Raw genomic sequence first — 14,815 nt, 5'->3', positions numbered from 1 at the left:
ATTCCGACCAGGGATGGGCTTACCAAATGGGCAGCTATGTAGGCCGATTAAAGGAAGAACGAATTTTTCAAAGTATGTCTCGCAAAGGCACCTGTCTGGATAATAGCGTGATGGAAAATTTCTTTGGCCTGCTAAAACAGGAAATCTATTATGGGCATACCTATCACAGCTTCGAAGAACTTGAACGAGCTATACGGCATTACATCACATACTACAATAAGCACAGAATCAAAGCTAAGCTGGGGTGGCTCAGCCCAGTAGATTACCGTTTACGTCATGCCGCAGCATAAAAAACCGGTAGCAGCAAATAATTGCTACTACCGGTAAGGTCTAACTTTATGGGGTCACTACAATCTTGTCATAGACGAAAGCCTTTTTTATCGGCGGCGGCCATTATGTAGCAGATGGTTTGCGTAAGGTTGCTGATGGTGTTGATTGGGTAACTGATCAGGGCCAGAAGTTCTGCCGTAATCGCAAAGTAAGCTGTGAGAAACGTCAGAAGGAACTCATGGAGAAGCTGGAAGCACTGTCTCAGGCACAGTTCTCGGAAGAAGAACTGAAGGACATGGAGAAGATGGCCAAGGAAATGATGGCTGAAATCAAAGACCTCACTGACGATGCCAAGCAAGATATCGAGGATGCCGAATTCACCGAGGTAAAATCTGAGGAGAGCAAAAAAGAAGCTGAGGAACCTAAGGCCCCGCTCAAGAGTGATCCGATTTTGGTCTAATGAGCTATAATTAATTGCTAGGCGTAGTGAAAAAAATTTTATTTTCTTCTAAACACTTTCCCTGTTTCAACGATATAAAGAACAGAAAGCAAGATAACAACACCCTAAGATGTGGAGGAGGAAAATAAAATGGAAAAGCTCATGAACAAGATGGACAATATGGAAATGGATAAGGTATCTGGAGGAAAAATTTTTCCGGAATTATGAAAAACTTGGGGGACATGGGGGATGCTGCGCCCATCTGCTGCGGGAATGCAAGGGGCTGCATGAGATGTATCCCCAGTCCATCTTCTTCAGCTTTTTCCCGTGGCTTCTCACATCTATGCTTGAGGCCAAGAAGAAGTGCATGGCCAAGGGAAAGGGGGAAGCAGGAAAATACTATATGAGGCGGTTCCTGACAATCTTCAGCAACGCTGTCAAGATAGGGCAGGTTCAGCATCCTCCCATACAGCAGGAGGCGGAGACAAAAAGGGGACGCAAGGCCAGAGGAAAGGCGAATGCCTTCATAAAGCGCATGGAGCGGCTATATGAGGCAGTCTGCCTGTTCTTCTGTGACTTTAGTGTGCCGTTTGACAACAACCTGGCAGAGCGTGATTTGCGTCATGCAAAGGTCAAGCAGAAAGTAAGCGGCTGTTTCCGCACAGATGAAGGTGCCAAACTTTTCGCCAAGTTCAATTCCTATTTGAGCACGGCAAAGAAGAGAGGCTGTACTTCTCTGCGGGCATTGGAATTGCTGTTTCAGGGAACTCCTATGCTGGCCTTAGGAGGGGCGACTGAATAGTTACGAAAAGAATTATAATGTAGAGCATAGCCTTGGCAGGCCGTCGCGCAGCGACTTAGTTCTACTGGAAGTTATGATATGTGTGCTTGACACAAATACTCCTATATGGTAGTATAAAACTACGATATAGGAGTATTTAATTATGAAGACAAATGGTGGATTTCTTGTTACAAAAATAAAACAGCTGGGTGATCGTATATTTGAAAGGATACTGGCAGAAAAAAACATTGATGCATTTAACGGAGCTCAGGGAAGGATTCTTTATGTCTTATGGCAGGAAGATGGTGTTCCTATTAAAATTATTTCCGAGAAAAGCGGACTTGCAATTACTTCACTTACGACCATGCTTGAGCGGATGGAAAAAAACGGACTGATAAGCCGCAAAACGGATGAAGCTGATAAGAGAAAAACTCTTCTGTTCCTCACAGATAAAGCCAAAGAACTTAAAGAAGCTTATGACTCCGTATCCAATGAAATGGGGAATATTTATTATCGTGATTTTACGGATAAAGAGATTCTTCAGTTTGAAGAGTATCTTAACCGCATCAGGGTAAACCTTGAGGAATGGAGTGACAAATGAGTATCTGTATTAAAGATCAGATTCAGAACATGAATCTTGTTATAGGGTGCACTGTTGGATGTCCGTACTGCTATGCCAGAAACAATACGAGGCGTTATCACATCATAGATGATTTTGAAAAGCCACAGTTTTTTCAAGGAAAGCTTCGTATGATGGAAAAGAAAAAGCCGCAGAATTTTCTGCTGACCGGCATGAGCGATCTCTCGGGCTGGCATGAGGAATGGAGAGAGGAAGTCTTTAAAAAGATAGCAGAGAATCCTCAGCACCAGTTTCTTTTTCTTACCAAACGACCGGATCTTCTGTCTTTTGAAACAGATCTTGATAATGCATGGTTTGGCGTTACAGTTACGAGAAAGTCTGAGTTATGGCGTATTGATGCACTGCGGAGCAATGTGAAGGCAAAAAAATATCATGTTACCTTTGAGCCTTTGTTCGATGATCCGGGTAAGGTTGATCTTGCAGGCATTGACTGGATTGTGGTGGGAACCATGACAGGTGCAAAGAGCAGGACTGTTAAAACAGATCCCGGGTGGGCTTATTCATTGACAGAACAGGCTCATGAACTGAACATTCCTGTATTCTGGAAAGAAGATCTTGTTCCGATTATGGGAGAAGTAATGATACAGGAAATGCCGGATGCTTTTAACAAAGTGCTGGAGGAACAGAGGATATGGAACAACCAGAAATCAAAGTAAATCATATAGAAACAAAAAGTGTAATGACAAAATCGAATACTCCTATTGGAGGATATTCGGTGAATCCCTATGTGGGGTGTCCCCATGCCTGTAAATACTGCTACGCATCTTTTATGAAACGCTTTACAGGGCATACGGAGGAATGGGGAACTTTCATGGATGTGAAAGACTGGCCTGAAATAAAGAATCCAAAGAAGTATGCCGGCCAGAAGGTGATCATTGGAACAGTTACGGATGGTTATAATCCGCTAGAGAAAACATATAAAAATACAAGAAGACTTCTGGAAGAACTAAAAGACAGTGGTGCGGACATACTTATCTGCACAAAGTCAGACCTTGTACTAAGAGATCTGGATCTGCTAAAAGAGATCAATGAAAATAGCAGACTTACAGTATCATGGTCAATCAATACTCTCGATGAAGAGTTTAAAGATGATATGGATGCGGCAGTAAGCATAGAAAGAAGGCTTGCTGCAATGAAAGAGGTATATGCGGCAGGCATTCGTACAATTTGCTTCATTTCACCCGTGTTCCCGGGGATTACGGATATAGAAGCAATCATAGACAGGACAAAAGATCAGTGTGACCTTGTATGGCTTGAGAATCTGAATCTTCGCGGAGGTTTTAAGGCAGATATCATGAAATACATTTCCGATAAACATCCGGATCTGGTGCCGCTGTATGACGAAATTTATAACAAAAAGAACCGCAGCTATTTTGAAGCGCTGGAAAAGAAAGCAGAAGAGCTGGCTAAAAAGTATGATTGCAGGTTTGTTGATAATGAAACTCCGTATGAGAGAGTAGAGAAAGGACATCCAACAATCGTAGATTACTTTTACCACGAAGAAGTAAGAGGAACTGCCAATAGTGGAAAGAGAAATGTAATACATAATCCTTGATGGAAGAATAAACCGGAAGTTAATCGCACAACTTCAAGTTTGTGCATATAGAAACACTTTTGTAAAAAGGGAGAATAATAAAACCATTTTGCCATTTACTAGGCAGAATGGTTTTTATTATCAATCCCAAGCATCGCTTCCTATTTTTCCTCGTCCTCGTCCTGGTTGTCATGACAGTAATGCAAATTCTATGGCAGCAAATATAGATGAAACACAAATGAAACTCCCTATCGGAAAACTCCCTATCGGTGGTGGTCATAAAATTACTATAGCAGAAAATGTAGATTCTATGGCAGCAAACGCAAATTTTATGGCAGCAAAAGGTAAATAATAGCGATATAGGCTAAGACATAGCCAGAGGGCATATCATCAGATGTGCTCTCTTTTTGTTTTAGAAGGAAGAAGTGATTAATATTGACATAAAAAAAGAACAAGTAGCCGCCACTCGCCCACCAATAAGGGGCGGACGCACCTGCATACCTGTTCTTTATATATGCAGGAAATTCATGCAGCGCATCGTCAGCGCTTTGGCGTCACCGTCTTTATGGGTGACGAGGTATTTGAGCGTGCAGGCGTAGAAGAACGAAGTGATGGGGACGAAGCGATGGCCTTTGTGGAAGTTGCCCCAGGTCAGGAGTTTCTGGTAGATGCTGCGGATGTCCGCTTCGGTTACCTGGTGTTTCTTCATGATGCGGCGCAGCTTGTAGTCCTGCTGGCAGTAGGTGTAGATTTCGGTGATGAGCTTTGGATTCTGCAGGTCGTCGCGGTAGGCCTGGATCAGGCGATAGGATTCAGCGGAGCGCCGCAGTGAGTGGCGCATTTCGACTGCGAACAGCAGGCTGATGATGATAAGCAGGATAAGAATAACTGTGGACATAGATAGCACCTCGGTTTGTTGATAGTTTATAAAAAGAATAGGCGAAAAACTCAAGGAGTGCTGCTTAGCTCTTGACAGATCTGCTGATATTCAGCGGTATAGATGCTGTCCTTTTCCCAGATGAAGGTGAAGTCATGTTCCATGGAAAAGTTCTTGAGCGGGATTTCCCGCAGGCGGCCACTGGCTAATTCTGCCTGCACGGCGCGGCGGTAGAGAAAGGAAATGCCGCAGTCATGGGTGAGCAGGCCAATGATGGTGTGCATGTTTTCGACTTCCATGTTGTGGATGAAGTCTGTGGTCTTGAGGCCATGCAGGGCCAGATTGCGCTCGAGGATTTCCCGTGTGCCGGAGCCCTTCTCCCGCAGCAGCAGGCGCTCCCCGAGCAGATCGTGGAAGGTGGAGGGCTCGCCGGAGGGGAAAACGTGGCTGCTGGCACAGACGCCGATATAGGGCTCGGTGCTGTAAGGGCGGCAGAAGTAGTCCTGGGGCGGGAAGTAGCCCTCGACCAGGGCCATCTGGATGCGGCCGGCAGTCAGCTGGGCCAGAAGCTCCTGGGTGTTGCCGAAGCGCAGCCGGATGTTGATGCCAGGATGCGCCAGCTGATAGGCGGCCAGCGGCGATATGATGGCATACTCGCCAACGGTCATCGTGACGCCGAGGGACAGCGTGCGGATGCCGGACTGGCTGCTGAGGAGCTCCGCGGAGAGAGCGACCTCGTCGTTCTCCATGGTCTTGCAGCGCTCGTAGAGTATCCTGCCGGCGGCAGTGAGCTCAAGCTTCTTGTTGGCATAGCGGAAGGCCTTGATCTGATAATAGTCTTCCAAAAAGCGGATGTGCTGTGAGACGGCGGGCTGAGTGATATTTAGGAGCTTGGCGGCCTGTGTGTAGTTCATGGTCTGGCAGACGCAGAGGAATGTCTTGATGCGGAAATCGAGCAATGGCCTCCTCCTTTCTGTGGGGATGTGCAGGTATCGATAAGATTATGTTATAGGTACATCATAACATATAATTTTACATTTTTGAGAAATCTTTTTATAATACAGGACATCAGCTGAAATCAAAGGCCTGTTTTGAGGTGTATCATGACATTCTTGCAAAATAATTCACTCGGTATCATAATCTGTTTTCTCATTGCACTGCCAGCCTGGCTGCTGGGACAGCATTTCCCCGTGGTGGGCGGTGCTGTCCTTGCCATCCTGGCCGGCATGCTTATTGCTGCGGTCTGGAAGGACCATGGCCGCGCCCAAGGGGGCATCAGCTGGACGTCCAAGGTGGTGCTGCAGTCGGCTGTCGTGCTGCTGGGCTTTGGGATGAACCTTGGTGTCATCATCCAGACGGGGCTGTTTTCGCTGCCGATTATCGTAAGCACCATCACGGCTTCGTTGGTGGTGGCCTGGGTGCTCATGCGCCTGCTGCGGATTTCGCGCAACACGGCCGCGCTGATCGGTGTCGGCTCCTCCATTTGCGGCGGCTCGGCAATCGCTGCGGCGGCGCCTGTCGTCAAGGCGGACAGCAATGAGGTAGCGCAGTCGGTCGCCGTCATCTTTTTGTTCAATGCGCTGGCCGCGCTGCTGTTTCCAATCCTTGGCCATCTGTTGGGCTTTGACACGACGGCTGGCGAAGCCTTTGGCATCTTTGCGGGGACGGCCATCAACGATACTTCGTCTGTAACGGCTGCGGCGGCCACTTGGGACAGCATGTGGGGCCTGGGCACCCAGACTCTCGACGAGGCCGTGACCGTCAAGCTGACGCGGGCCCTGGCCATCATTCCCGTGACCATGCTGCTGGCATTCGTCGTTGCACGCAAAGAGGCGGCAAAGGCGCAGGGCGGCTCGCTGGCCACGTTCAGCTTCTGGCGGGTGCTTCCCAAGTTTATCCTGTATTTTTTGCTGGCGGCAGTATTTACGACAGCCTGCCTGCAGCTTGGGGTAAGCGGCGAAGTCTTTGCACCGCTCAAGGAGCTAGCGAAATTCCTCATCGTCATGGCGATGGCGGCCATCGGCCTCAACAGCGATATCGTCAAGCTCGTCCAATCGGGGGGCAGGCCCATCCTGCTCGGTGCCTGCTGCTGGGCAGCCATCACACTCGTGAGCCTCATCATGCAGCATTTTCTGGGCATCTGGTAAATCGCAAAACAAAGAATTTTTGACTGGTCAAATGACCAGTCAATTTTTTTGTCATGGAAGTGACAATGCAGCCGTATAAGACAGGATTTTTGCCAGCAGTCACGAATACTATACGGTAACAATGGGAAACCGGCATAGCAAAGAGAGGCTTATCATGAATTGGCTCGAAGATTGCAAAGAGGCGCTGACCGCAATGGCAGAGCTATATGTGTTCGTACAGATTATCGATTTCAAAGCGGATAAGATTTATTCCATAAAGGCGAATCGCGAGGTGGATGCCGTCCTGCAGGCGGACATGCCGCTGCAGGATAGGCTGGCGCGTTTGATGGCTAAGGCGACCGTGCGCGGGCAGCATCAGCCGGTGGAAAGTTTCATCGATTTGCAGACATTGCCGCAGCGCATGTGCGGCAACAAGCGGCTGTCACTGTCTTGCTATTGCGCGGAACACGGCTGGGGACGCGGGGATTTTATCCGCATGGGCGATGCAGATCCCCTCACGCGGGTGATTTTCGCGCTGGAGGACATCAACAGCCAAAAGGAGCATGAAGGGATGATGCAGCAGACCGTGGATCTTTTGGCGGAAAGCTACAGTGCCATCTACTATGCCAACCTTTTGGATCAGTCGGTGCAGCCTGTCCGCATGAACGAGGTCGCGCAGTGGGTGGTGAGCCGTCAGAAGGAGAAGCTGTCGCCGCGTTCCTTGATGAAGACGTATATCGATTCTTTTATCCATCCCGACGATGCCGCCGATATGATGCGGCTTATCAATCTTGACTATCTGCAGGAACGGCTCAAAACCGAACCGTGCATCTTCCACGTATATCGCACGCATACGCAGGGAGTAGATACGTATTACCGCATGAAAATCATGAAGCTGGCGGAGCGGCAGATACTTGTCTGTGCCTTTGAGAATATCGACCAGGAGGTCCGCGAGAAGATCAAAGCCGCCCAGGAGCAGGAACGGTACAATATGCTGATCAACGGCCTGTCGCGTGAGTACAGCTCGGTATGGTATATCGATGCGGCGCTCGATACCGTGTCGCTGGTGCGCAGCAATGCCAACTCCCAGACCACGAAGGCGGTCCTCGCAAGCGTCAAGGATGTCAGCTATGAAAAGGTCATCCGCGCATATATCGATACGTTTGTCGTGCCTGAAGACCGCGAGCGGTTGTACCAGCAGACCAGCATCGCGGAGCTTTTGCGGCAGATTCCTGACGATGATGTCTACCGCATCGATTATGCGCGACAGAACCTTGATGGGCAGCAGTGCCACTTCCAGGCCTGCTATGCGCGCGATATAAATGCCACGGGAAGCCAGTGCTTCATCGCCGGGTTCCGCGATGTGCAGTCGATGTTCATGGCCGAGCAGCGCAAGCAGAAGGAACTGGCCGAGGCGCGCCGCGTCGCTGAGGCCGCCAATGCTTCGAAGACGAACTTCCTGTTCAATATGAGCCATGATATCCGCACGCCGATGAATGCCATCATGGGCTTTCGCGACCTGCTCGAGAAATATCAGGACGATCCTGCGCGCCGCAAGCGCTATCTGGATAAAATCAAGGAGGCCAGCAAGGTACTGCTATCCATCATCAACAATGTGCTGGAGATGGCGCGCATCGAAAAGGGCAAGCTGGCCTTGGAGGAGGCGGCCTATAATGTCCATGAATTCGCGGCGAGCCTCTATGTGGTCCTTGAGGATATGATGCAGGCCCGGAAGATCACGGTCACGTATGAGCTTAAAGTCGAACATCCTTGTTTGTATGGCGATACGACGAAGTTGCGGGAGATATATCTAAATATCCTCTCCAATGCCTGCAAATATACGGAGCCGGGCGGCAGTGTTATGGTGGTCTGTGAAGAACTGCCGGCGGCAAAGCCCGGCTGGGGCCTATTCCGCTCGACGATTACCGATACGGGCATCGGTATGGCGGCGGATTTCCTGCCGCATGTGTTTGACGAGTTTTCGCGTGAGAACAACACGACGAGCACCAAGATCGAGGGCACAGGCCTTGGCATGTCCATCGTAAAGCGGCTCGTGGCCTTGATGGATGGCACCATCGAAATGCAGAGCGAGAAGGGCGTGGGCACGACCTGCATCGTCAGCATCCCGCATCGCTTTGCTGCGGCCGCCGAAATATCCGGCGAGCAGATACCGGCCGCGGCGGTCAGCTCACTTAAAGGCGTGCGCATCCTGCTGGCCGAGGATAATGAAATCAATGCGGAAATCACGATGACCATTCTGCAGGAAGCGGGAATCCTCATCGATCATGCTGCGGATGGCAGGATTTGCGTGGATATGCTGCGGGCGGCGCCGGACGCTTATTATGACTTGATACTCATGGATGTCCAGATGCCAAACCTCAACGGCTATGAGGCGGCGCGGCAAATCCGCGCGCTGCCCGATGGGGCCAAGGCCGGCATTCCCATCCTGGCCATGACGGCCAATGCCTTTGAAGAGGATCGGCAGGAGGCACTCAAAGCCGGCATGAATGGCCATCTGGCCAAGCCCATCGAGACGAAGTTCCTGCTGCAGACGCTGGCGGATCTCTTTCACGCGGAGTCTTCAATCGGCGGGGTCTGAGCTACTGTCCGATTTGACAGACGGCAAGGCTTGTGATAGCCTAAAAAAGATGGACGGTATTCCGCATAGGAAACTGTACTGCAAGCCTTGGATTTGCGCCTGGGAACGGCGCAGTGCATCACCGAAAGAGGTGATGAGTATGAAGATTGGTTTTATCGGAGCCGGCAAGGTCGGCTTTTCGTTAGGGAAGTATTTCCACGAGCAGGGATTTGCGCTCGCAGGCTATTACAGCCGGACGTTTCAGTCTGCCGCGGAGGCAGCAGCATTTACGGCATCAGACGCTTACGGGAATCGAAGCGAGCTGGTCAAAGCTAGTGATGTGCTGTTCCTGACTGTTCCCGATGGGGCCATAGCCGCAGCCTATGCGGCAGTGTGCCAGCAGCCAATCCAAGGAAAGATCATTTGTCATTGCAGCGGGGCGCTGACAGCTGCGTCAGCCTTTCCCGATATCGAGCAGCGCGGAGCCGCAGGTTTCGCCGTTCATCCGCTGGTTGCGGTCAGCAGTCGCAAGACTTCTTACCGTGAGCTGGCGGATGTTTTTTTTACGCTTGAGGGAACGGCGGCCAGATTTGCAGAGATGCAGGCATGGCTTACGCGTGCCGGCCTGCATGTGCAGCCAATCGCGGCGGAAGCCAAGGCTAAGTACCACTGTGCGGCCGCGATTGCGAGCAATCAGGTGGCAGCGCTCTTTGCGCAAAGCCAGCAGCTGCTCGAAGACTGCGGCTTTACGCCTGAGAATGCGCGGGCGGCACTTGGCCCGCTGTTTCTCGGCAATGCGCGCCATGTGGCTGAAGCTGGCCCGGTGGCGGCACTTACCGGCCCCGTGGAGCGCGCTGACCTGGGCACGGTGAAAAAGCATTTAAAAACGCTGCCGGATGATGATGACAGATTGCTGTACCTGCTGCTGTCGGCGCGCTTGCTGCGCATCGCCAGGCAGAAGCATCCTGCGCGTGATTACCAGTCCATCCAGACGTTTATCGATGCGGAGACCGCAAGGCTCCGACAGAAAGGATGATTCCAATGAAGAACACCGTAGCAACTTTTGCCAAGATGAAGGCGCAGGGCGAGAAAATCTCGATGCTGACCTGTTACGATTATTCGACGGCCAAGCTCGAGGAGGCAGCGGGCATCAATGCGGTGCTGGTCGGCGATTCGCTCGGCAATGTCATGCTCGGGCTTCCCGATACGCTCTCGGTCACGATGGAGGATATGATCACCTTTGGCCGTGCCGTTTCCCGCGGCTGCCATGATACGATGGTCGTCATCGATATGCCGTTCATGTCGTATCAGGTATCAATCGAGCAGGCCGTGATGAATGCGGGCCGCCTGATGAAGGAAGGCCGTGGCAATGCCGTAAAGCTTGAGGGCGGCGCCACAGTCTGCCCGCAGATCAAGGCTATCACGTCGGCGGGCATCCCGGTCATGGCCCATCTGGGCATGACGCCGCAGTCGGTCAATGCGTTTGGCGGCAACCGCGTGCAGGGCAAGAGCGAGGAGGCTGCCCGGCAGATGATCGAAGATGCATTGGCCGTACAGGCAGCTGGTGCCTTTGCCGTGGTGCTCGAATGCGTGCCGGCAAAGCTGGCGGCATTGATTACCGCAAAACTTGATATTCCGACGATCGGCATTGGCGCTGGCGAGGGCTGCGACGGGCAGATTCTCGTCTATCAGGATATGCTGGGCCTGTTCAGCGACTACACGCCGAAGTTTGTCAAGCATTTTGCCGAGCTCGGCGAGAAGATGCAGGCCGCGTTCAAGGCCTATGATGAAGAGGTCAAGGCGGGGACATTCCCCGATGCGTCCCACTCGTTCAAGATTGACGATGATGTCATGGAGCGCTTGTATTGACAGCAAGGCGCATGGTGTGAAGGTACCGCCCGCCAGGGGTTGCCCCTGGCGGGCTTTTGTTGTCCTATTGACTATTCGGCGGGGGCAGTGTTTAATATAGCAGGGGGGATTTATTTGGAAAAGAATCTTACGACCGGCAGTGTCCTGCGAAATATTTTCCTTTTTGCACTGCCGTTTTTCTTTTCATACTTCCTGCAGACGCTCTATGGCATGGCGGATCTGTTCATCATCGGCCAGTTCGAGGGAGCGGCCAGCATCACGGCCGTGGCCATCGGCAGTCAGGTCATGCATATGCTGACGGTCATGATCGTGGGGCTGGCGATGGGCACGACGGTCTGCATTGCGCAGGCTGTCGGTGCGCGCGACGGGGCGCGCCGTGCGGCAGTCATCGGCAATACGGCCGTCTTGTTCTTGTGCGTGTCGGTGCTGCTGGCGGCAGGCTGCCTGCTGCTGACCGGTCAGATCGCGGCGTGGATGAAGACGCCTGCGGCGGCCGTAGCCGATACGGAAGCATACCTGGGGGTGTGCTTCCTGGGCATACCGCTGATCACGGCCTACAATATCATCAGCGCGGTTTTTCGCGGGCTTGGGGATTCGCGCCGCCCGCTGTATTTCGTGGCCATAGCCTGCGGTGCCAATATCGTGCTCGACTATCTGTTCATGGGGCCGCTGCATCTGGGGCCTGTGGGCGCGGCCCTGGGCACGACGCTTTCCCAGGCCGTCAGCGTGGTGGTGGCCCTTATCTATATGCGCCGCACCCGGGCCGTGGAAATTGACCGGTCCGCCTGGCGGCCTGAATGGCAGGTCCTTGGCAGCATCCTGCGCATCGGCGTGCCCGTAGCCTTGCAGGATGGCTTTATCCAGATTTCGTTCCTCGTTATCACGGTCATCGCCAATATGCGCGGGCTCACCGATGCGGCGGCAGTCGGCATCGTCGAGAAGTTCATCAGCTTCGTGTTCCTCGTGCCCTCGGCGATGCTGGCGACGGTATCGGCTCTGGGCGCACAGAATATTGGGGCGGGGAAGAGCGCGCGGGCGCGGCAGACCCTCTGGTATGCCCTCGTCATCTGTGCGGTCTTTGGTGTGGCAGTATCTGCGGTCACACAGTTCACGGCCGCGGCGGTCGTCGGCTGGTTCACGCTGGATGCAGCGGTCATCACCGCTGGTGCGGCTTACCTGCAGGGCTATATCTTCGATTGCATTTTTGCCGGCCTGCATTTTGCGTTCAGCGGGTACTTCTGCGCTTGCGGCCGCTCGGAATTTTCGTTCCTGCATAATGTCATCGCCATTGTCACAGCGCGGATACCGTTGGCGTATCTTGCCTCGGTCTGGTATCCGGACACCCTGCTGCCGATGGGCCTGGCAACCTGCCTGGGCTCGGTGGTATCGGTGGTCATCTGCGTGGCCGTCTACCGCTGGCTGCAGGCCCGGAGCTTGCGCCTGCATACGGGGCTCTCATAGAAGGAAGGTATATATGGTAAAAGAAATCATACACGATGAATTTTTCTTGCAGCAGAAATCGGCCAAGGCCGTCAAAGAGGATATCGCGGTGGCGCAGGATTTGCTCGACACCCTGGCGGCTCATCGCGAGCACTGCGTGGGGCTGGCGGCCAATATGATCGGCGTAGCCAAATGCATCATCGCCGTGAATACGGGGGCAGGGAATCTTGCGCTGCTCAATCCCGAAATCGTCAAGCATTCGGCCAAAACCTATAAGACGAAGGAAGGCTGCCTGTCCCTTACGGGCGAGCGCGAGACGGAGCGCTATGAGACCATCGAGGTCAAATACCGCGATATGGCCTTTGCCAAACAGCGGCAGAAGTTCTCGGGCTTTACGGCGCAGATCATCCAGCATGAAATCGATCACTGTCAGGGCATCCTGATTTAAGCAGCACTAGAAAAAAGAGAGAAGGATATATTATGAAGGCAATGGTACTAAGCAGCGGCGGCGTGGATTCGACGACGGCATTGGGGCTGGCCATCAAGAAGCATGGCCGCGAAAATGTTATCGCCCTGTCGCTGTCCTATGGGCAGAAACACGAAAAGGAAATCGAGGCGGCCAAGAAGGTGGCCGCGCATTATGGCATTGAGCAGCTGTTTTTGGACCTCAGCAAGATTTTCCAGTACAGCAACTGCTCGCTCTTGAAGCAGTCGGACGAGGAAATCCCCGAGGAAAGCTATGCCGAGCAAATCAAGGAGACGAATGGCAAGACGCCGGTCAGCACCTATGTGCCGTTCCGCAATGGCCTGTTCCTGTCGACGGCAGCCAGCATCGCGCTGAGCAAAGGCTGCGGCATCATCTACTACGGCGCCCATGCTGACGATGCTGCCGGCTTTGCCTATCCCGATTGCTCGCCGGTATTCAACGAGGCGATGAACAAGGCCATCTGGGAAGGCTCGGGCCATCAGCTGAAAATCGAAGCACCGTTCGTGAACATCAACAAGGCCGAAGTCGTGAAGATCGGTCTGGAGCTTGGCGTTCCCTATGAGCTGACCTGGTCATGCTACGAAGGCGGCGACAAGCCCTGCGGCAAATGCGGCACCTGCATCGACCGCGCGGCCGCCTTCCGCAAAAACGGCGTTGCCGATCCGGCTATCGGCTAAAGAGATTTATGTTTAGCTAGGGAAATAATCCTGTGTCCACTTCATTGGAAAAAATCTGATGGGGTGGACTTTTTTTTATAAGTTGGCATGGTTTTTGTACTCTATTAGCTTGAAAACCAAAAAGGAGTTGATAGAAGTGTATGAAGTTTTGACGATGGGAGAACCGATGGGGTTATTGGCTGCTGAAGAGGAAAAACAGCTCAAGGATGTGTCGCGTTTTACGCGATATATCTGCGGAGCTGAGGTGAATTTTTGCATTGGCCTGGCTCGTCTTGGCCATATCCCCGCCTACGTATCGCGTATTGGCAAGGATCCTTTTGGCCAGCACATTCGCGAGTATCTGGGGGATAGTGGCATTGCCGAAGATTATCTTTGGACCGATGACACGTATCTGACGGGAATGCAGTTGAAGGCGAAGAATGCCAAAGGTGATCCCGAGGTTATCAACTATCGGCATGATACCGCATTTGCGCATTTTAAGCCGGAAGATTTAGCGAAAATCAATTGGGACGGGGTACGTCATGTGCATCTGACAGGAATTCCTGCAGCGCTATCGATGAATTGCCTTACGGCAACGGAGATGTTGATGGGGATGGCCCATGCAAGGAATGTGCGGATTTCGTTCGATCCGAATTTGCGGCCGGCATTATGGCCGGATAAAGCTGAGATGGTGACCATCATCAACTCGTTGGCACAAAATGCCGATATAGTCCTGCCAGGGATAAACGAAGGCGATATCCTTACGGGGTCGCGTCAGCCAGAAAAGATTGCCGATTTCTATCTTGAACGAGGCGTCAAGACTGTCGTAGTGAAACTAGGGGCAGAAGGCGCTTATGTGAAGACAGCCCATGAGAAAGGTTTTGTCGTACCTGGTTATCCTGTCAAGAAGGTCGTTGATACGGTCGGAGCAGGCGATGGCTTTGCCGTTGGCGTTGTGAGCGCACTGCTGGAGGATGAGCCGCTTTTTGATGCGGTGCAGCGTGGGGCCGCAATTGGAGCACTGGCGGTTATGTCAGCTGGAGATAACGAAGGCCTTCCTGATCGGGAAACTTTGACAGAGTATATGCGAAAACTACATTGAGAAAAGAGGCTGGATC

The 14,815-nt window shown here is 52.2% G+C and carries 16 protein-coding genes and 1 pseudogene; 15 read left to right on the top strand and 2 right to left on the bottom strand.

Annotated features, from left to right (window positions below):
• From BM181_RS11090 to BM181_RS15165, 7 genes and pseudogenes are all read left to right on the top strand, one after another.
• Positions 1-290, top strand: a 290-nt coding sequence (locus BM181_RS11090) for an IS3 family transposase (protein WP_218150119.1), incomplete at its 5' end; no start/stop codon positions are given.
• Positions 291-409: 119 nt separating this feature from the next.
• On the top strand, positions 410-730 hold the full coding sequence (locus tag BM181_RS11085) for a hypothetical protein (protein ID WP_075444923.1): 321 nt from the start codon (positions 410-412) through the stop codon (positions 728-730).
• A gap of 271 nt (positions 731-1,001) precedes the next feature.
• Positions 1,002-1,392, top strand: a pseudogene (locus BM181_RS15790) (IS66 family transposase); the annotation flags it as partial.
• Positions 1,393-1,653: 261 nt separating this feature from the next.
• Positions 1,654-2,091, top strand: a complete 438-nt coding sequence (locus BM181_RS11075) for a radical SAM mobile pair system MarR family transcriptional regulator (protein WP_013282512.1) — start codon at positions 1,654-1,656, stop codon at positions 2,089-2,091.
• Positions 2,088-2,786 carry a radical SAM mobile pair protein A gene (locus BM181_RS11070; protein WP_074817233.1) on the top strand — a complete coding sequence of 233 codons (699 nt, stop codon included), beginning with the start codon at positions 2,088-2,090 and terminating at the stop codon, positions 2,784-2,786. The genes BM181_RS11075 and BM181_RS11070 overlap by 4 nt, the downstream gene beginning before the upstream one ends.
• Positions 2,762-3,685, top strand: coding sequence for a radical SAM mobile pair protein B (locus tag BM181_RS11065; protein WP_029542749.1), 924 nt, complete (start codon positions 2,762-2,764; stop codon positions 3,683-3,685). Before BM181_RS11070 ends, BM181_RS11065 begins: the two co-directional genes overlap by 25 nt.
• An 88-nt stretch (positions 3,686-3,773) precedes the next feature.
• Positions 3,774-4,016, top strand: a complete 243-nt coding sequence (locus BM181_RS15165) for a hypothetical protein (RefSeq protein ID WP_143092174.1) — start codon at positions 3,774-3,776, stop codon at positions 4,014-4,016.
• 156 nt (positions 4,017-4,172) lie between these two features.
• Here the strand turns inward: BM181_RS15165 and BM181_RS11060 are convergent, their stop codons facing one another.
• Complete coding sequence (locus tag BM181_RS11060; RefSeq protein ID WP_075444919.1) at positions 4,173-4,562, bottom strand: hypothetical protein; 390 nt, start codon at positions 4,560-4,562, stop codon at positions 4,173-4,175.
• A 50-nt stretch (positions 4,563-4,612) separates the two neighbouring features.
• Positions 4,613-5,500: a LysR family transcriptional regulator gene (locus BM181_RS11055; RefSeq protein ID WP_075444917.1), complete on the bottom strand. Its 888-nt coding sequence runs from the start codon at positions 5,498-5,500 to the stop codon at positions 4,613-4,615.
• A gap of 144 nt (positions 5,501-5,644) precedes the next feature.
• On the opposite strand from BM181_RS11055, the gene BM181_RS11050 reads away from it, so the two are divergent.
• From BM181_RS11050 to BM181_RS11015, 8 genes are all read left to right on the top strand, one after another.
• Positions 5,645-6,688 carry a YeiH family protein gene (locus BM181_RS11050; protein ID WP_075444915.1) on the top strand — a complete coding sequence of 348 codons (1,044 nt, stop codon included), beginning with the start codon at positions 5,645-5,647 and terminating at the stop codon, positions 6,686-6,688.
• 154 nt (positions 6,689-6,842) lie between these two features.
• Positions 6,843-9,266 carry a hybrid sensor histidine kinase/response regulator gene (locus BM181_RS11045; protein WP_256211362.1) on the top strand — a complete coding sequence of 808 codons (2,424 nt, stop codon included), beginning with the start codon at positions 6,843-6,845 and terminating at the stop codon, positions 9,264-9,266.
• Between the two features lie 139 nt (positions 9,267-9,405).
• Positions 9,406-10,281: a Rossmann-like and DUF2520 domain-containing protein gene (locus BM181_RS11040; RefSeq protein WP_075444912.1), complete on the top strand. Its 876-nt coding sequence runs from the start codon at positions 9,406-9,408 to the stop codon at positions 10,279-10,281.
• 5 nt (positions 10,282-10,286) lie between these two features.
• Positions 10,287-11,114, top strand: a complete 828-nt coding sequence (gene panB, locus BM181_RS11035; RefSeq protein ID WP_075444910.1) for a 3-methyl-2-oxobutanoate hydroxymethyltransferase — start codon at positions 10,287-10,289, stop codon at positions 11,112-11,114.
• Positions 11,115-11,228: 114 nt separating this feature from the next.
• Entirely contained in the window at positions 11,229-12,575 is a 1,347-nt protein-coding gene (locus tag BM181_RS11030) for an MATE family efflux transporter (protein WP_075428129.1), read from the top strand.
• Positions 12,576-12,588: 13 nt separating this feature from the next.
• Complete coding sequence (locus BM181_RS11025; protein WP_075444908.1) at positions 12,589-13,002, top strand: peptide deformylase; 414 nt, start codon at positions 12,589-12,591, stop codon at positions 13,000-13,002.
• A 32-nt stretch (positions 13,003-13,034) separates the two neighbouring features.
• Positions 13,035-13,718 (top strand): 7-cyano-7-deazaguanine synthase QueC, encoded by a 684-nt coding sequence (gene queC / locus BM181_RS11020; RefSeq protein WP_075444906.1) that lies wholly within the window; start codon positions 13,035-13,037, stop codon positions 13,716-13,718.
• A gap of 136 nt (positions 13,719-13,854) precedes the next feature.
• Positions 13,855-14,799 carry a sugar kinase gene (locus tag BM181_RS11015; RefSeq protein WP_075444904.1) on the top strand — a complete coding sequence of 315 codons (945 nt, stop codon included), beginning with the start codon at positions 13,855-13,857 and terminating at the stop codon, positions 14,797-14,799.
• Positions 14,800-14,815: the final 16 nt, after the last annotated feature.

The organism is Pseudoselenomonas ruminantium (assembly GCF_900113715.1).
GTDB lineage: Bacteria > Bacillota > Negativicutes > Selenomonadales > Selenomonadaceae > Selenomonas_A > Selenomonas_A caprae.
This window is presented reverse-complemented; position numbering and strand designations above follow the sequence as displayed.